This is a genomic window from Nonlabens tegetincola, assembly GCF_002117085.1.
Taxonomy (GTDB): Bacteria; Bacteroidota; Bacteroidia; order Flavobacteriales; family Flavobacteriaceae; genus Nonlabens; species Nonlabens tegetincola.
Genome location: NZ_CP019342.1, coordinates 739,125 through 754,720, shown reverse-complemented (window position 1 = coordinate 754,720; position 15,596 = coordinate 739,125). Strand labels below are relative to the sequence as shown.

The window sequence follows — 15,596 nt, the reverse complement described above, 5'->3', positions numbered from 1 at the left end:
ATATGAAAAAACATACTTACATCATTATCTTATCTGTTAGCTTAATAGTGTCCGCTTTCGCGAAAGCGCAATCACCACCATCATCTAGCATAAAGGCAAAAGGTAGATTTATAAAAAACAACATAGAACTACGTTTCTTTCCAGACCGAAAGAGTACTATGAAACTAGCCTTTCAAGGTGGTTTTACAGTAGAGCGAGCTATTGAAAATTCAACGCAATACACTGAAATAGGCAGAACAAAACCTTTTACGGCACAGCAATGGCAAGCTGCGATGGATGAGGCAAGAACAGAAGAAGAGCGTAACGAAATTGAACTAGCCAAAGATTTTTATGAAGACATTCTAGAAGACGCTGGTGGTTCTTTTGAATTTACAGAAGGTATAGGTGAATTAAAACAGCAAAAAGCTGGCGAGGATTTTCAATTAATGATTTCACTTCTTACGGCCATCAAAAATCCAGTGGCTGCGCAAGGTTTGGGATTTGCATATACCGATAATACTGCCGAGCTAGGAGCTAATTACGTCTATCGTATTGAACTAGTAGCTGGTTCTGACGTGTACCAAATTCAACCAGGCTTTTGTACAGTAAATGCTAGTTCTACCACAAATCTGACCAATAAAGTGTACGTTAAAACTGGTGATACTGAATTAGGGTTTGTATGGGATGAACATCCAGATATCAGTGGTGTTGATGTAGAACGCACTATTAATGGAAAAAATGTCAAACTCAATGATGCTCCTATTTATAGTTTAAATGGAAAGGATTATGCTGGTCCTAAACGCAGTGGATTTGATGAGGACAGCCTGATAAATTATCAAGAATACACCTATAGATTTTATGGCTATACTGTTTTTGGTGAGCGAGTACAATTTGCCGAAGTAACTGGAATGCCACGAGATCTAACGCCACCACAACAACCTTTTTTAAAACAGCCACAACATATAAAACCAGATGAAGTATTAGTAGAATGGGAAATGAAGGCAACTATAGCATCAGATTTTAAAGGATTTGCCATCTCTAGATCTCAGGAAAACAAAGGTAATTTTCAATTGCTGCATGATAAACTATTACCACCTAGTGCTAGAAAATTTACCGATAAAAGCTTTATAGTTGGTAAAACAAATTACTATCTGGTGCAGGCTGTAGATACTGCAAATAATATTAGTTCCTCCTTTCCTGTATCCGTAACTTTAATTGATAGTATTCCACCTGTGAAACCTGTGTTTATAGATGGAAAGATAGATTCTACAGGTGTGGTCACGGTAAGAATAAAAAAGAATGATGAAACGGATTTAATGGGATATCGACTGTATCGTTCTAATGCTAGCGAGCATGAATTTAGCGCGATAAAGGAAGGATTTAAATCTATCGATAGTACAGATGCGATAGTTCAAACTGTTTTTAAAGATACCGTCACATTGAAATCCCTAACACCAAAAATTTACTACAAAATAGAAGCTTTGGATTTTAATCACAACACTTCAAAATTTTCTGATGTATTGATCGTAAAACGTCCAGACACCATTGCTCCTACAACTCCTGTTTTTAAGCGTGTTAAATCTACCAAGGATGGAATAGAATTAAGATTTTCATTGAGTAAAAGTAGAGACGTAAAAGAACATGTTCTATATCGTAAAACAGACTTAAAAGCATCTTGGGAATCATATGAAGCACTAGAAATTGGACAAGAATCATTTGTAGATAAAAAAGCAAATCCAGGAACTGTCTATTATTATAGTCTTAGAGCTATTGATGATAGCGGTAATAAATCTCATTACGCTTCTGCAGTACAGGGTAAAGTGTTTAGTTCAAATCGTATTCCTCCTGTCGAGAATCTAAGAATTACCTCGCGCAATGGGAAAACTACTCTTACCTGGAATTACAAAAACATGACTCCAAATATCTTTTTTATTATTTACAAAAAAACAAAGAAGGTCAATTTGTACAGCATGGGAAGAGTTATGAATTAAGCTTCAATGAAAACGTAACTTCAAAAATCAACTATGCTATTAAGGTATTTTCTAAAGATGGAAGACAATCAAAATTAAGTGATGAAGTCAAGATTTAAGTGGTAAATTAGTACAAATGAGAACACCATGGATCATTGTCATGATTTTAAGCACACTATGCTATGGTGAAGCTCAAACCTACATCAACTTTTCTGAAAAAGATGGCTTACCTAGCAACCATGTATATAGAATAACACAAGATGTTGATGGTTACATTTGGATTGCTACCGATGAAGGTTTGGTAAAATATAATGGGACTACGTTCAAAGTGTTTACTACGAAAAATGGATTACCAACAAATGATATTTGGAATATATTTCCAGGGAATAATGGGAAATTATGGTACATAGCTAAGAGTTCAAGTCTAGGATATATAGAAAATGACCAAGTTCATAACTTTTACCATGATAAAAAAAATATTATGGATCCAATTTATACTGGATTTGATGGTGATAGTATGATTCCATCAGGTACAAGGAATTCTTATTATTTAGACAAAGATAATCAGTGGAAATCCGCGGTTTATTATAAATCTACTGGCTTATTTCCTATCGCTTATTTAAGCAACTGTACCTATAAGGGAATTCTTGCCACAGACTATGATCAAGGTCAAAAACAGATTAAAATAATAGACCGTAATCGCGCTGTTCATTCATTGAAGGACAGTTTATCTTATTTTAGAAATGAATTCAGAGGTCAACTTACGGATAGTTTATTTTTTACAAATTCTAAGACCTCTTATGCTTGTATCAATTTAAATAATCTAGAATATCACCAAAAGACCTTTCAAGAAACATTGGGAATTCCTGTGCTTAATTTTGGTAGAGTCCACCTTGCTAACAACCGATTGCAACTTACTGGTCAGGATATAGTAAGTTTTTTGAATAAGGATTTGATTCCAGAACAGATCACAAGAATTCCTGAACATTTGAACTCACATTTCTCTTTCATTGATAAAGAAAACACAGTATGGATAGCGACTTTTTCTCATGGAATATACAAATACGTAAAAAATGAGGATCGCCTAGGCAAATTGATAGAAAATAAAAAAATTAATGATATTAAAACCGAAGGAAATAAAACAATTGCAATGGTAAACGGAAAAGGTTTTTATACTATTAATACTGATAATCAATCTATCACTCCATTGTTAAAAACCGACGACTATTTATATGATGTATCTTTTATCAAAGAAACCAACTCGTTTTACTTTTTAAGTAAAAATTACATCACTTCCTTAAATAAGCATAACCAAAGAGGTAAGATAAAAATACCTTTTAAAAGAAATGAAATAGCGAGATCTCTTACTTATCATCAGGGCAAGCTATATGGACATTTCACGACTGGTATTAATCAATTAAATATTGAAAACCTACAAATAGAACAATTTTATATTTTACCTGGCGCAAGATGTGAAACCTCATTTAAAAATCAATTGATTGCAGGATACTCAAATGGATTAATGAACATTCAAAATGGTCAACTATCTGTTATTCCTAACTTAAAAGAATTTGATAAACCCGTGGTAGATCTAAAAAAAATCGATGACAATTGGTTGCTGGTTTGTACAGCTGGTTTTGGCGTTTATGTCACTGATTTGAAAGAGATGTATCTACTTGAAAATAGCGAATTCCTAAACGCAAACAATCCCTTTTATGAAAATGGTAATTTATATCTACCAACTAACAAAGGGCTGTTCCATTATAAGCGAGAAAAAAAGAAATTTACTCTAGTGCAGGTTTGGGATCAATCCAACGGTGTTCCAGCACAAAAAATTAATGGAGTTGAACGTATTAATGATTCATTATATGTCGCTACTAATGAAGGTTTACTATTATTACCTTTAGATTACGGCTCATCCCAATCCTTGATGAACTTAAATATTCAACATATAAGTTATGCGGGCAATGAACTTTCTACTCAAAAAGAAGTAGAATTTAAACATAATGGTGATCTTCAAGTAGTTATTGATCATATTGATTTTAGGGAACAATCAAATTTCTCGTATGACTACAGATTAATTCCTACAAAAAATAATTGGACCACTACTTCATCGGCCAATATTAGATTCTCTGATCTAGCTCCAGATGAATATAACTTAGAAATTCGAAGTGAAGGAATCCATAAATCATATAGCTTTACGGTGGTACCTCGATGGTATCAAACCTGGTGGTTCTATGTTTTTTGTGGGTTAGGAATGATAGGACTAGTCGTTACTATCACTCGTTTTTTCAGTAAAAAATCTCAAGAAAAAAAGAATCAAGAACTCAAACAATCTCAACAATTATCAGATTTACAGTTAAAGGCATTGCGTTCTCAAATGAATCCACATTTTGTATTTAATTCATTAAACGCTATCCAGTATTACATAAACGAAAATGATTTTGAAACTTCAGACACCTATCTTGTGAAGTTTTCGAGATTGATCCGTGAATTTTTTGAATTGAGTAAAGAACAATTAATACCAGTAGAACGTGAAATACTACTACTTAAAAATTATTTAGACTTAGAAAAGTTGAGATTCAAATCTAAGTTTGAATATGAAATTATTACCGATGAATATCTAGACACTTCAGATCATTTACCTAGTATGCTTTTACAACCATTGGTAGAAAACGCAGTCAATCACGGTATTTTTAACCGAATGACAAATGGATTACTTCAAATTGAGTTTAAAAAGAAATCACAATTAAATCTCGTTGTCATAATCAAAGACAATGGTCGCGGTTATCAATTTACAAAAGAAGATGATAGATACAAATCATCCTCTGTACTGCAAGATCGTTTAAAGTACTTTAAAAATGCTGGGAAATGGGAGATTCATATAAAACGCAGTAATGCCTATGCTGATCCGGAATTTCCAGGGCATCAAGTGACTTTATCACTTAAAAAAATTAATTCATGAAAACCTATTCTACCATACTTATAGATGATGAGCAAAATGCATTGCAAAATTTAAGCAAAAAACTTCAGCGTTATTGCATTGATCTAGACATCACACACACCTTTCAAGATCCAAAAGAAGCTATCATAGAAATCAACAAAAATCCGCCTGATCTTTTATTTTTAGACATTCAAATGCCAGGTATGACTGGTTTTGAACTTCTTAAACAAGTCAAAAACCTACGATCACAAGTTATCTTTTCAACCGCGTACAGCGAGCACGCATTAGAAGCTATTAAACAAAGTGCTGTAGATTATATTCTAAAACCAGTAGATAAAGATGAGCTGATCAATGCGGTGCAAAAAGCCATAGACAACATTCTTAATACGAACATAGATCAAAATGATAAACTTGTTCAATTAATGAATAAAATGATTGAGCGTGATCATAAACTTAAAATCCCTACTCAAAAAGGGATATCCTTCATACCGCAGGAAGAAGTCATTCATTTAGAAGGATACGACGGTTATACAAAAATTCACATTGCAGATGGCTCAACTATAATGAGTTCGTACAGTTTAGGTAAATTCACTGATCAATTAGAAGACTATTTTTTTAAATGTCATAAATCTCATATAATAAACATAAAGGCTGTTACTGCTTTTGAAAATGAAGGTTATTTGGTTATGGGAAATGATTATCGCGTACCGATAACTAAAACTTACAAGAAAACTTTTCTAGATTTGTTTTAGAACTTGCAGTCTCAACGAATTCCTATTATTCTGAATAGTAACTATTTGTTTATTTAAACAATCCTATTACAGCGATTTCAAGATAACAGTTTACAACTTTATAAAAAGATTTTAAATAAGTACGCTTTCGCGAAAGCGAGATCATATAAACCAACGGTATTACTATAAACTCCTATCCTATTTAATACCTATTTTCAATTACAGAATCTAATCCTACAAACAAAACAACAGAATGTAACTATTTCAAAGTGTGATATTTAAAATGATTTGCAAATAACTATACAGCTGTTTATCACTGTTGTATACTAATACGCTCTATTTAAATTATTTTATAAGATTTACTACTGTTTTGAGAGCATATAATTGTTAAATGCGCATTCCTATAATAAAATATAATAGGCTCTTAACTCGCAATCATGGAGAAAATGCGATTACTATCACTATGATTTAATAACTCTAAATGTCTGACCACCAATATTCAAAAAATAAATACCACTGGTGATTTTTGATACGTCAATAGAATTATTAGTAGTTCCGGTCTTTATAGTTCTTCCCATCGTATCAATAATTAAAAAATCTGTGAATGATTTAAGTGTATCAATGTATAAGAAATTATGTACTGGATTAGGATGAATACTCAATTCAGTAATTTCTGAATGATCGGTGATAAGAAGATTGTCAACTCGATTTTTAATATCCGTATGTATTCCAGACTGTATCATTCTCTCAAAAAATAGTTGATGTGCGGCGTTATTTACATGAACTCCATCACCACTATCAAACTCGTCGAGCAAACCATTATCTCCAGGTACAGGTAATCCTGACCAAAAGTCGACAGTAGTGCTAGGATACTGTTGCCAGGTAGCTGCAAGCATACCTTGCTGTATGGATAGTTTTGAAGTATTATTACCGAAATCTCTAGGTTGAGGTATTGTTTGCCACACTGGAATCCAATAAGAACTAGCCTCTGCCATGATAATGGCATAATTGGCAAGTTGATCGTTTACTGAATAAGATCTTGCCGCATCGTTACTGGGTAAATTAATGATAACACCATCGGCGGTGCAATTAATCGCAGCAGAAATATTACCATTATTGTTAATAGTCTCATTCACACCTGTAGGAATGGTACTTCCAGATGGTAATAAGTTATAGGTAACCTGACCACCTACAGCTAGATTTTCTACTCGATACCTTGTATCTAATTCATACAAATACCTCTCGTATTTATTCACCCAAGTGTTGATTTCATGTGAAGGACCAGTTCCTGCCGCCGTGCTACTACCCAAAATGAATATATCGTAGGATACACCATCATCAGGAATTATTCTTATGTCATTGCTTTGCTCACTTAATCCATTGCCAGAAATTCTAAACTGATAAATCCCTGTGTTTGGCGGCACGGTATAAGTAAACCTTCCTGTTACTGCTGGAACTGTAGATACTGTGAACCAACTGGTACCATTATCCTGAGTAGCTTCAATATCTACAGTAGCAATACCTGAACTACGCCATTTAAATTCTACTGTTTTGCCAGATTCCCATGTTGCTAATTGTTTAGGATACAGTAACTCCAATTGATTAGTGATAATTACTGACGATAAAGTAGTATCGTGTTCAATGAGTTCCATCGCATTGATATAAAAGAATCCACTTGAATTTGTATTATTAGGTCCGGCAGTTAATTGAATGTTTATTTCGCCCTGTGCGTCTGGTTAAACGTTTAATAATTCTATGGTTTGATCAGTGTTGTTGGATGGATTTAAGTAAACGGTTTGGGAAGATTGTCCGGATATAAGGTAACTCGTTTCACGATTATCTGTAACACCCATTCTAGAAGCAAATATCTCAAAGGAATAATACTTGGACGGTGATAATCCCTTAAGTACAAAAGCGGCTGTAGGATTAGTACTGTTTAAAAAGGGTTGTGTATTTCCAAAAAAGCTATCGCTAGATTGACTACTTTGATAACTCAACGAACTATCGGGATTTGAAGTTCCTGAGGTATTAACACTCCTAAAATCGTCTGTCACCTTAAGAATGATATCAGTTTGTACACCATCAGAGTTTAACAACCTGACTTCATCAATAGTACCGGCATTAAAAGATCTAGCAACGTTGTTAACCGCTCCATAAGTTCCACGAGACAAACTAGAACTACCAAAATCAAAAGAAAAACGTTGTTGTGCACACAAAAATGCGCTACAGAACAAGGATAAGGTTAGAATAATTGGCGGTCTTAACATAGGATAGCAAGCTATAAGATAGGATTGATTGAAATATACAAAATTCTAAATTTCAGCTTACTACAAAAACCTAACTAACAAAATCGTATCTTAGATAAATTTATATAAATAACTGAACCATGAAATTAATTCAATCCCTAGCTGTTCTATTTGTAGTTATGATAAGTTTATCATCTTGCAAACAAAATCCAGCTGAAAGCGCCGAACACCTTGCCCTAGTAGAAGCCCACGAAGAAATGGAAGAATCTCACATGATGATGAAGGAAGCACACAATGCCATGTCTGATGATCATTCTGAAATGATGCTTGAACACGAGCAAATTGAAAATGATAGTTTGCATATGATAACAGAGCAAAAACACAGCATGCTTCTTTCAAAACATGATGAACTACTAGCCAAACACAGTAATTTATTAGAACGTCATGCTACTCTAGAAAAAGATCATAAATCAGGAAATGTAACCATGGCAGACATGAAAAAAGACCATGAGAAGATGATGGAAGAGCATCAAATGATGAAGAAAGAACATGAAATGTTAGAAAAAGAACACGAACAAATAAAAGCCGAGGATTCCAAAATGATGGAAGAACATCAAAAAGAGGACGAGGCATAATCGCACCGTGATAGATAAAAATGTCCTGAAACTTCAAAAAGTTTCAGGACATTTTTTAATTCTAATCTATTCATTATAAATCGGTTTTAAAGTAAAGGCACTACCCTATTCGCTCCTTATATAAAATCGTTTGTCTAGAGCCACTTCAAGAGAAAAGCCAGCAACATTTTTATCATGCACATCGATTACAAGATTATTCTTGAATCTATCTATCGTAGCTTTAGGAATAAGCACCTTTACAGGTGGCTCGTTGTATACAACTACATCATTACTGTCGCTATAAAACTCATCCTGTAAGTAGCAATTAGGAACAGTGCCATCACAACATCCATCACTTATGTGGACTACTAAAGAACCCTGAACCTTCAAACGATTCAGGAGTTCTATAGCGTCAGGAGTAAAAGTTACTTGAAGAGATTCCTTACTAGAAAAATCCGAGTGCATTTTTATCATGGCTTATGAGCATGTTTTTTGTCTGTCTGTAATGATCTAGCATCATTTTGTGATTCTCGCGTCCTATACCTGACTTTTTATAGCCACCAAAAGGCGCATGAGCTGGATATAAATGATAACAATTTACCCAAACACGACCTGCTTGAACAGCTCTAGAAATTTGATAGGCTTGGTGTGTGTCTCTAGTCCATACTCCAGCTCCTAAACCGTACAAGGTATCATTTGCAATTTCTATAGCTTCGGCCTCGTCTTTAAATTTGGTAATACAAGCTACAGGACCAAAAATTTCTTCCTGAAAAACACGCATTTTGTTATTCCCTTCTAATAAAGTAGGCTGTATGTAATAACCACCTTCTAATCCTTCATTATAGGCAGCTTTACCACCTGTGAGAACCTTACAACCTTCTTCCCTACCTATATCTATGTAATTTAAAATTTTATTGTATTGTTCCTCACTTGCTTGTGCGCCCATCATGGTATTAGGATCTAAAGGATGACCTAGTTTTATAGCATTTACACGTTCAACCAGTCGTTCTACAAATTCGTCATAAATACTTTCTTGTACCAAAATTCGAGATGGACAAGTACACACTTCGCCTTGATTAAGAGCAAACATAGCTGCTCCTTCTAAACATTTATCAAAAAAAGCATCGTCCTCATTCATAACATTAGCAAAGAATATGTTAGGTGATTTTCCTCCCAATTCAAGAGTAACAGGTATTATATTTTTAGAGGCATACTGCATGATTAACTGACCTGTAGATGTTTCTCCTGTAAATGCTACTTTGTTAATACGTGGACTAGAAGCTAGAGGTTTTCCTGTCTCTACCCCAAAACCGTTAACCACGTTTAAAACACCATTAGGTAATATACCATCGATTAATTCCATAAGAATCATGATACCTACAGGCGTTTGTTCGGCTGGTTTTAACACCACACAATTTCCTGCTGCTAGTGCTGGTGCAAGTTTCCATGTTGCCATAAGTAAAGGGAAATTCCATGGAATAATTTGTCCAACTACACCTAGAGGTTCCTTTACATTCATGGAAATTGTAGTTGCATCTAGCTCACTTACTGAGCCTTCCTCTGCACGTATTACTCCTGCAAAGTATCTAAAGTGATCTACAGCAAGCGGTAAATCTGCTGCACGAGTTTCTCTTAAGGCTTTACCATTGTCCCAAGTTTCTGCTCTTGCTAGCGCTTCTAGATTTTCCTCAATCACATCGGCAATTTTAAGAAGCATGTTACTACGCTCGGTAGCCGATGATTTGTTCCAAGATGGAGCAGCTTCCCAGGCTGCATCAAGTGCTAGATCCACATCTTCTTGTGTAGATCGTGCTACTTTGGTAAAACTAGAACCATCAACAGGAGAAATACTGTCAAAATATTTACCTTGAACAGGTGCTACCCATTTTCCTCCTATATAATTATCATATTGGCTTTTAAAGGTTGGTTTTTGCAGTTGCGTTGCCGCTGTAGTTTGTACGGTACTCATAATAGTTGTTTTTTAGTTAATAGAAAGATTACTAGCGTACTAGAAAATCATTGACTAAAACTATTAAGTAAGATTGATGAAGTATTGAACAATACTATCATGCTTGTGAACTATTCCATCAACCTGTGTTAAATCGGTAATTTTAATCCTTATTTTTTCGTTACTTGACAATAAATAACAACTACTATTAGTAAATTAGTAGACTATTAGCCAAAACAGCATGCATTTATCGTCTTCCTATTTTAAGAATCGCAAGGTGGAAACCTTAATTGAAAATCAAACCTCATTTACCACGGCTAGATCTAGCATGCATATTTTTGAAACACAAAAAGTAACCGAGCAAGTGCATCTTACCTTTGATAATACAGTACTAGCAACTATGATTGCCGGTAAAAAACATATGTATTTAAAAGGTATGCCTTCGTTTGATTTTTTACCTGGCGAGAGTGTAGTATTGCCACCGCAAGAATTGATGTGTATTGATTTTCCCATCGCTTCTCGAGAACGTCCTACACGTTGCCTAGCGCTAGAGCTAGAAACGGCTCAAATTCACAAAGTCGTTCAATATCTAAATGAATACCAACCTAAAGTAGATCACGGCGACTGGAGCTCACTCACAGCCAATCTTCATTTTGCCCATGATGAGGAAGTTACTAATATCATACAACGACTCATGTTCTTGTTCACCGAGGATCACAGCTCCAAAGATTTCTTTATCAACAACATGTTACAGGAGCTTATAATAAGACTGCTGCAACACGCCTCATTCAAACAATACGAGTCACCACATACTGCGTTACAAAACAGCTCACAGCGTTTTGTTTATGTCATTGAATACATCAAATCTCATTTGGATGGCGATTTAAGTATTGAAAACCTTAGCAAAAAGGCTTGTATGAGCACATCACATTTTTACAAGGCCTTTAAAAATGAATTAGGTCTTACTCCTACTCAATATATAAATAAAGTACGCATTCAAGCAGCGCGTCGCATGATTGACCAAACCAATTTATCACTCAAGGAAATTTTTATGGCTTGCGGTTTCAACAACCGTTCTTACTTCAATCGTCAGTTTAAAAAATTCTACAACATCAGTCCTGGAGACTTGCAAACAGGCCTCGTTTAACAGAGGTGTTCTACTGGATTTGTTCTAGCTTGTAAACTTTATTTATGACGACAAATGATCCTAGTAATACAATCTAAAATCTAGGAGTTTACACAGTGCATATTGTTTTCTAAACATGTGTTCAACTACCTCTTTAATATCATCGTCCTCATAAAACAAATTAAAAAACAACCTATCTATAGTATAGGCACTTGTGGTGTTAGGTGAGGAAACTCCATAACCCGATACAGCTCGTGCGCCCGTTACATCAAGGAAATACTGTGATTCTTCATCGGTGAGATCCAGTAGTTTCTTATTGGCAAAATGAATTACTTTTCCATCCATTTTCCCTTCAAAAAGTTCGGCTATTTCTTCAATACTGTAGTAATAACCGTTGATTAAAATAGAATTGGCCTCACCAGGTAGTACGAGGTATATGATTTCATAATTTTTAAAATTATGATCGTCGTATAACAAATGATTCAGGCTTTCCTCTAGGCCTTCAATCGTATCGCATGCCTTGTAAATACTCGTGATATGCTGTTGTTTAGCCAGATGCTCTAGGATTAAAACCACCTCAGTACTTTGCTCCACATCAGCATCGGGTACTACCTCTAGGCAGTAAATAAAATTCTCCACATCTGTATAGGCGATTTCCAGGTTGTTCATGATAGTAGGCTCTATTTCTGTGGATTAATGACCCGATATATACCCGTAAATTTGATACACAAACAAACCTATCCCAGCGAGTACTAGGTACCAATTTGTTGCTTTATAAAAGGCTTGAAAATGGGTACGCTTTCGCGAAAGCGTAATCACAAAAACTATAGGAATCAATGCGAGCACCTGTCCTATTTCAACACCTAGATTGAAGCACAGAATTTTGGCGAGGAAATCACCAGATCCCATTTCAAAAGATTGTAATCTAGTAGACAGACCAAAACCGTGTATTAGGCCAAAAAGTCCTACCATGAGCAGCAAATTAGGCGATTTGACTCCGATTTTTTTGAATCCACCTAAGTTTTCAAATCCTTTATACAGTACGCTGAGTGCGATTACGGCATCAACAAGATGCTCATTGGCCGTGATACCAGCATACGTGGCACCGATTAAGGTAATACAATGGCCTATAGTAAATACCGTGATGAATTTAAGAATGTCCTTAAAACTGTTGAGGTAAAACACCACACCTGCCAAAAACAGCAGGTGATCGTACCCAGTTAACATGTGTGTAGCACCTACTTGAATGTAGGCCCATAATCCACCACCGCGCAGCAATTCCTGATCGGCACTGGTGACGTCGTGGGCAAAACCTAAAAAGGGTACCAAACACAGCCCTACCACAAGTAGGTACTTCATAGATTTAGGCATTGTTATTCTTGTTTTTGAACAGGAAAAATAAAAGACCTATAACTAGAATACTACCCAAAATAAAAATCCAGGTAGGAATGCCGTCCTCATCATGATGCTCGTGATCGTGATCGTGTGTGTGCGTGGCTGCACCGTGTTCATGGGTAACTTCAAAGGTAAGTGTTGCCCATTTAGACTGATGAGTAAGTGAATCGTTATCCTGTACTTCGTTCATGTGAATGGTACGCAGGTAGTAAATACCGTCTTTTGGTAAGTCTACCTTTATCATTCCCATATCATCGGTTCTTAGTTGTTGACCGCTGGTATGTGTGTGTGATTCCTGTTGAGCTTTTTGATCGTGGCTATGCTCTTTTTCATGTTTATGACTGTGCGTACTACCGTCGTGCGTGTGCTCATTCTCGTGATCTTGTGCCGCTTTATCATGATCGTGGCTGTGCTCTTTTTCATGATTGTGGCTGTGCGTACTACCATCGTGCGCGTGCTCTTGTTCAGTTTCGTCGTGAGAATGACCCGATGGTACATAATTAGCATACACTAATTGATTGGTGAGCGGTCTACCATCTAATAATAATTGCACATCCAAAGTACCACCAGAATAGGCGTCGTAAGGATTTTGCATAGGAACAAATTCGATAGGATAACCTAAAACGGTTTGCCAATCTTTCGTACGTGTATCACCTACTTGATAAATCGCTTTTACGTGTTTTTGATAGCTTTCAACAGCATCTTGATCTAGTTTTTGTTCTGTTTTGCGTTTTTCTAGCATGTCTAGCACACCATCGTGCTCTAGGTAGCTGTTAAACTTTTCAGCACTTAATTCTATATTGCGAGCCTTAGTTGATACACCAGCTACATAAGTTCCAGGTTGTGTTGCTTTAAATGAAACCTGAGTTATGGTGGTATCTATATCAGTCCATTGATCTTCTGTAATGCTGGTTCTTGTACCGTTAACGGTATAGGACGCATCGAGCATGCGGTCGCGAGTTATGGTGTTTTCGCTTTTATCAAAAGTCCCGTTGTACAGCTGCAAGGTCGCTGTATCGCCGGTAGATAAAAAATAAGTTTCCATTTTAAGATACAAGTCGTGACTGCATAGTAACAGCACCGCAAGAATCAAGTAGTAAGGTTTGCGCATGGTAATTTTTAATTTGGTTTCAAATATATATGAGCCACCTACCAAAATGGTTTTAAGTTTTGTTAAGGTTGGTGGTTATGCTGCAAATCCACGTCCCTGTTCGGCTAAATCATAAAAATGCTGAAAAATGACTTCAGTTTTTTCTGAGAATATAGTTCTATCATAGGACTGGGGTAAATCTTTATTTAAGATTTTTTTTATCTCTTGACGTACTAGTTCCTGAGTAGCTTTCTCTTTATGCCATTCTTGAATTAATATTTTGTTTTTAGCATCATAAAGTATTTTAAGTAAATCTTCAGCTGCAAGTTTTACTTCTTTTTCTTCATTTTTCGACAATTTTTCCTTTTTCAATAGATCAAAAAGTTCTTGCTGCTCTTCAGTCATTCCATTTTCAGCCGCTCTTTTTTCTTCTGCTGATAAATCTTCAGCTTGTTTTACCAATTCTTCATAATACTCTTCAATTGATAAGCTTCCTGAATTATAATTATCTATCAATGTTTCAAACCGTTCTAAGAATGAACCTCTGGTTTTATTAATTGCAAGCATTTGATTTAGCTTAATTTCCATTAATTCTCTTAGATCAGCAAATTGACTATATTTAAATTCTTTATCGGGAAATTCTGCTCTTAACAAGTTAAAGTCCAATTGACTCAAATTTATTTGAGTAGAGTTTTTTATAATATACTCAATGGATTGTTCTTGTAGGTCTCCTTTGCCTAATACACTAGTATCTAAAAGATTGTCTATTTTTTTCTTTACACGCTCTAGCACCAAATCTTTATCAGTTTGCCTATCAACAACTTTTCTCAAGTATTCTAAAACATCTCTATCTTTTTTTATTATTGGATAGCTATAAATTTCTGGTTTGGCTGAATCGTATAAACTAACAATCGTATTTACGAATAAGGCTAACTGTTTTTTATATTCGTCTTTTTCTAAAATTTTATCAGCATATTGCTTAAATAACTCAATTTCCTTAAAACCTTTTTCTCCAAAATTTAATATAGCATCTATATCAGCTCCTAAGTCTTTGCAATAATGTTTAGCTTCAATAATTGCTTCTTCTAAAAGCACTAATAGTTCATCAAACTCTTTAACAGGAAACTCTTTTTCGTCTTCAGCCACCATTTTCTTTCCTTTAGTTCCTTCCGCATAATCCGCTAAAGCCTTTCTAAGATTCCTAAAAACACCAAAATAATCAACGATTAAACCATTTTTCTTGCCTTCAAATACTCTATTAGCCCTGGCTATGGCTTGCATCAATGTATGATTTTGAAGTGGTTTATCTAAATAAAGCGTAGATACTGCTGGTGCATCAAAGCCTGTTAACCACATCGCTGTTACAAATACTAGTCTATATGGGCTATTCGGATCTTTAAAATAATCTTCAATGTTACGACCATCTTCATCTGGATAATCCATTAACTTTCGATGTGGTGTAATGTTTAAGCCTTCTTTCTCGAAAGCCTTTTTTTCTTCATTATCTGAGCCTTCTTGACTTATTACAGCAGACATTCTAGTCTCTTCCATGA

13 protein-coding genes are annotated in these 15,596 nt (G+C 35.2%); 5 read left to right on the top strand and 8 right to left on the bottom strand.

Going from position 1 to position 15,596, the window contains the following annotated elements:
• Positions 1-2 precede the first annotated feature (2 nt).
• From BST91_RS03685 to BST91_RS03675, 3 genes are all read left to right on the top strand, one after another.
• The gene (locus BST91_RS03685; protein ID WP_085774497.1) at positions 3-1,970 is read left to right on the top strand and encodes a fibronectin type III domain-containing protein; all 1,968 of its coding nucleotides are present in this window, start codon (positions 3-5) and stop codon (positions 1,968-1,970) included.
• A gap of 115 nt (positions 1,971-2,085) precedes the next feature.
• Positions 2,086-4,914 carry a sensor histidine kinase gene (locus BST91_RS03680; protein ID WP_085774496.1) on the top strand — a complete coding sequence of 943 codons (2,829 nt, stop codon included), beginning with the start codon at positions 2,086-2,088 and terminating at the stop codon, positions 4,912-4,914.
• Positions 4,911-5,645: a LytR/AlgR family response regulator transcription factor gene (locus BST91_RS03675; protein ID WP_042278518.1), complete on the top strand. Its 735-nt coding sequence runs from the start codon at positions 4,911-4,913 to the stop codon at positions 5,643-5,645. The genes BST91_RS03680 and BST91_RS03675 overlap by 4 nt, the downstream gene beginning before the upstream one ends.
• Positions 5,646-6,085: 440 nt before the next feature.
• Here BST91_RS03675 and BST91_RS03670 read toward each other — a convergent pair whose 3' ends face one another.
• Both BST91_RS03670 and BST91_RS03665 read right to left on the bottom strand, forming a co-directional pair.
• The gene (locus BST91_RS03670) at positions 6,086-7,276 is read right to left on the bottom strand and encodes a T9SS type A sorting domain-containing protein (protein ID WP_085774495.1); all 1,191 of its coding nucleotides are present in this window, start codon (positions 7,274-7,276) and stop codon (positions 6,086-6,088) included.
• A gap of 84 nt (positions 7,277-7,360) precedes the next feature.
• Positions 7,361-7,891, bottom strand: a complete 531-nt coding sequence (locus BST91_RS03665) for a hypothetical protein (RefSeq protein WP_157546882.1) — start codon at positions 7,889-7,891, stop codon at positions 7,361-7,363.
• A gap of 119 nt (positions 7,892-8,010) precedes the next feature.
• On the opposite strand from BST91_RS03665, the gene BST91_RS03660 reads away from it, so the two are divergent.
• A complete protein-coding gene (locus BST91_RS03660) occupies positions 8,011-8,505 on the top strand; it encodes a hypothetical protein (RefSeq protein ID WP_085774493.1) in 495 nt (164 codons plus the stop codon).
• Between the two features lie 105 nt (positions 8,506-8,610).
• Here BST91_RS03660 and BST91_RS03655 read toward each other — a convergent pair whose 3' ends face one another.
• Positions 8,611-8,958 (bottom strand): DUF779 domain-containing protein, encoded by a 348-nt coding sequence (locus tag BST91_RS03655; protein WP_085774492.1) that lies wholly within the window; start codon positions 8,956-8,958, stop codon positions 8,611-8,613.
• A complete protein-coding gene (locus tag BST91_RS03650) occupies positions 8,930-10,453 on the bottom strand; it encodes an aldehyde dehydrogenase family protein (RefSeq protein WP_042278514.1) in 1,524 nt (507 codons plus the stop codon). Before BST91_RS03650 ends, BST91_RS03655 begins: the two co-directional genes overlap by 29 nt.
• A 220-nt stretch (positions 10,454-10,673) precedes the next feature.
• On the opposite strand from BST91_RS03650, the gene BST91_RS03645 reads away from it, so the two are divergent.
• Entirely contained in the window at positions 10,674-11,579 is a 906-nt protein-coding gene (locus tag BST91_RS03645; protein ID WP_042278513.1) for an AraC family transcriptional regulator, read from the top strand.
• Between the two features lie 60 nt (positions 11,580-11,639).
• Here the strand turns inward: BST91_RS03645 and BST91_RS03640 are convergent, their stop codons facing one another.
• From BST91_RS03640 to BST91_RS03625, 4 genes are all read right to left on the bottom strand, one after another.
• Positions 11,640-12,227, bottom strand: a complete 588-nt coding sequence (locus BST91_RS03640; protein ID WP_085774491.1) for a DUF6642 family protein — start codon at positions 12,225-12,227, stop codon at positions 11,640-11,642.
• 24 nt (positions 12,228-12,251) lie between these two features.
• Positions 12,252-12,917: a HupE/UreJ family protein gene (locus tag BST91_RS03635; protein WP_042278741.1), complete on the bottom strand. Its 666-nt coding sequence runs from the start codon at positions 12,915-12,917 to the stop codon at positions 12,252-12,254.
• A gap of 4 nt (positions 12,918-12,921) precedes the next feature.
• Positions 12,922-14,064 (bottom strand): DUF4198 domain-containing protein, encoded by a 1,143-nt coding sequence (locus BST91_RS03630; RefSeq protein WP_085774490.1) that lies wholly within the window; start codon positions 14,062-14,064, stop codon positions 12,922-12,924.
• Between the two features lie 75 nt (positions 14,065-14,139).
• Positions 14,140-15,594: a type I restriction enzyme subunit R domain-containing protein gene (locus tag BST91_RS03625; RefSeq protein ID WP_085774489.1), complete on the bottom strand. Its 1,455-nt coding sequence runs from the start codon at positions 15,592-15,594 to the stop codon at positions 14,140-14,142.
• Positions 15,595-15,596: the final 2 nt, after the last annotated feature.

Bases quoted from the DNA above. Each gene is read 5' to 3' on its own strand.
- BST91_RS03685 (WP_085774497.1), top strand. From the start codon at position 3: ATGAAAAAACATACTTACATCATTATCTTATCTGTTAGCTTAATAGTG.
- BST91_RS03680 (WP_085774496.1), top strand. From the start codon at position 2,086: ATGAGAACACCATGGATCATTGTCATGATTTTAAGCACACTATGCTAT.
- BST91_RS03675 (WP_042278518.1), top strand. From the start codon at position 4,911: ATGAAAACCTATTCTACCATACTTATAGATGATGAGCAAAATGCATTG.
- BST91_RS03670 (WP_085774495.1), bottom strand. From the start codon at position 7,276: ATGGAACTCATTGAACACGATACTACTTTATCGTCAGTAATTATCACT.
- BST91_RS03665 (WP_157546882.1), bottom strand. From the start codon at position 7,891: ATGTTAAGACCGCCAATTATTCTAACCTTATCCTTGTTCTGTAGCGCA.
- BST91_RS03660 (WP_085774493.1), top strand. From the start codon at position 8,011: ATGAAATTAATTCAATCCCTAGCTGTTCTATTTGTAGTTATGATAAGT.
- BST91_RS03655 (WP_085774492.1), bottom strand. From the start codon at position 8,958: ATGATAAAAATGCACTCGGATTTTTCTAGTAAGGAATCTCTTCAAGTA.
- BST91_RS03650 (WP_042278514.1), bottom strand. From the start codon at position 10,453: ATGAGTACCGTACAAACTACAGCGGCAACGCAACTGCAAAAACCAACC.
- BST91_RS03645 (WP_042278513.1), top strand. From the start codon at position 10,674: ATGCATTTATCGTCTTCCTATTTTAAGAATCGCAAGGTGGAAACCTTA.
- BST91_RS03640 (WP_085774491.1), bottom strand. From the start codon at position 12,227: ATGAACAACCTGGAAATCGCCTATACAGATGTGGAGAATTTTATTTAC.
- BST91_RS03635 (WP_042278741.1), bottom strand. From the start codon at position 12,917: ATGAAGTACCTACTTGTGGTAGGGCTGTGTTTGGTACCCTTTTTAGGT.
- BST91_RS03630 (WP_085774490.1), bottom strand. From the start codon at position 14,064: ATGCGCAAACCTTACTACTTGATTCTTGCGGTGCTGTTACTATGCAGT.
- BST91_RS03625 (WP_085774489.1), bottom strand. From the start codon at position 15,594: ATGGAAGAGACTAGAATGTCTGCTGTAATAAGTCAAGAAGGCTCAGAT.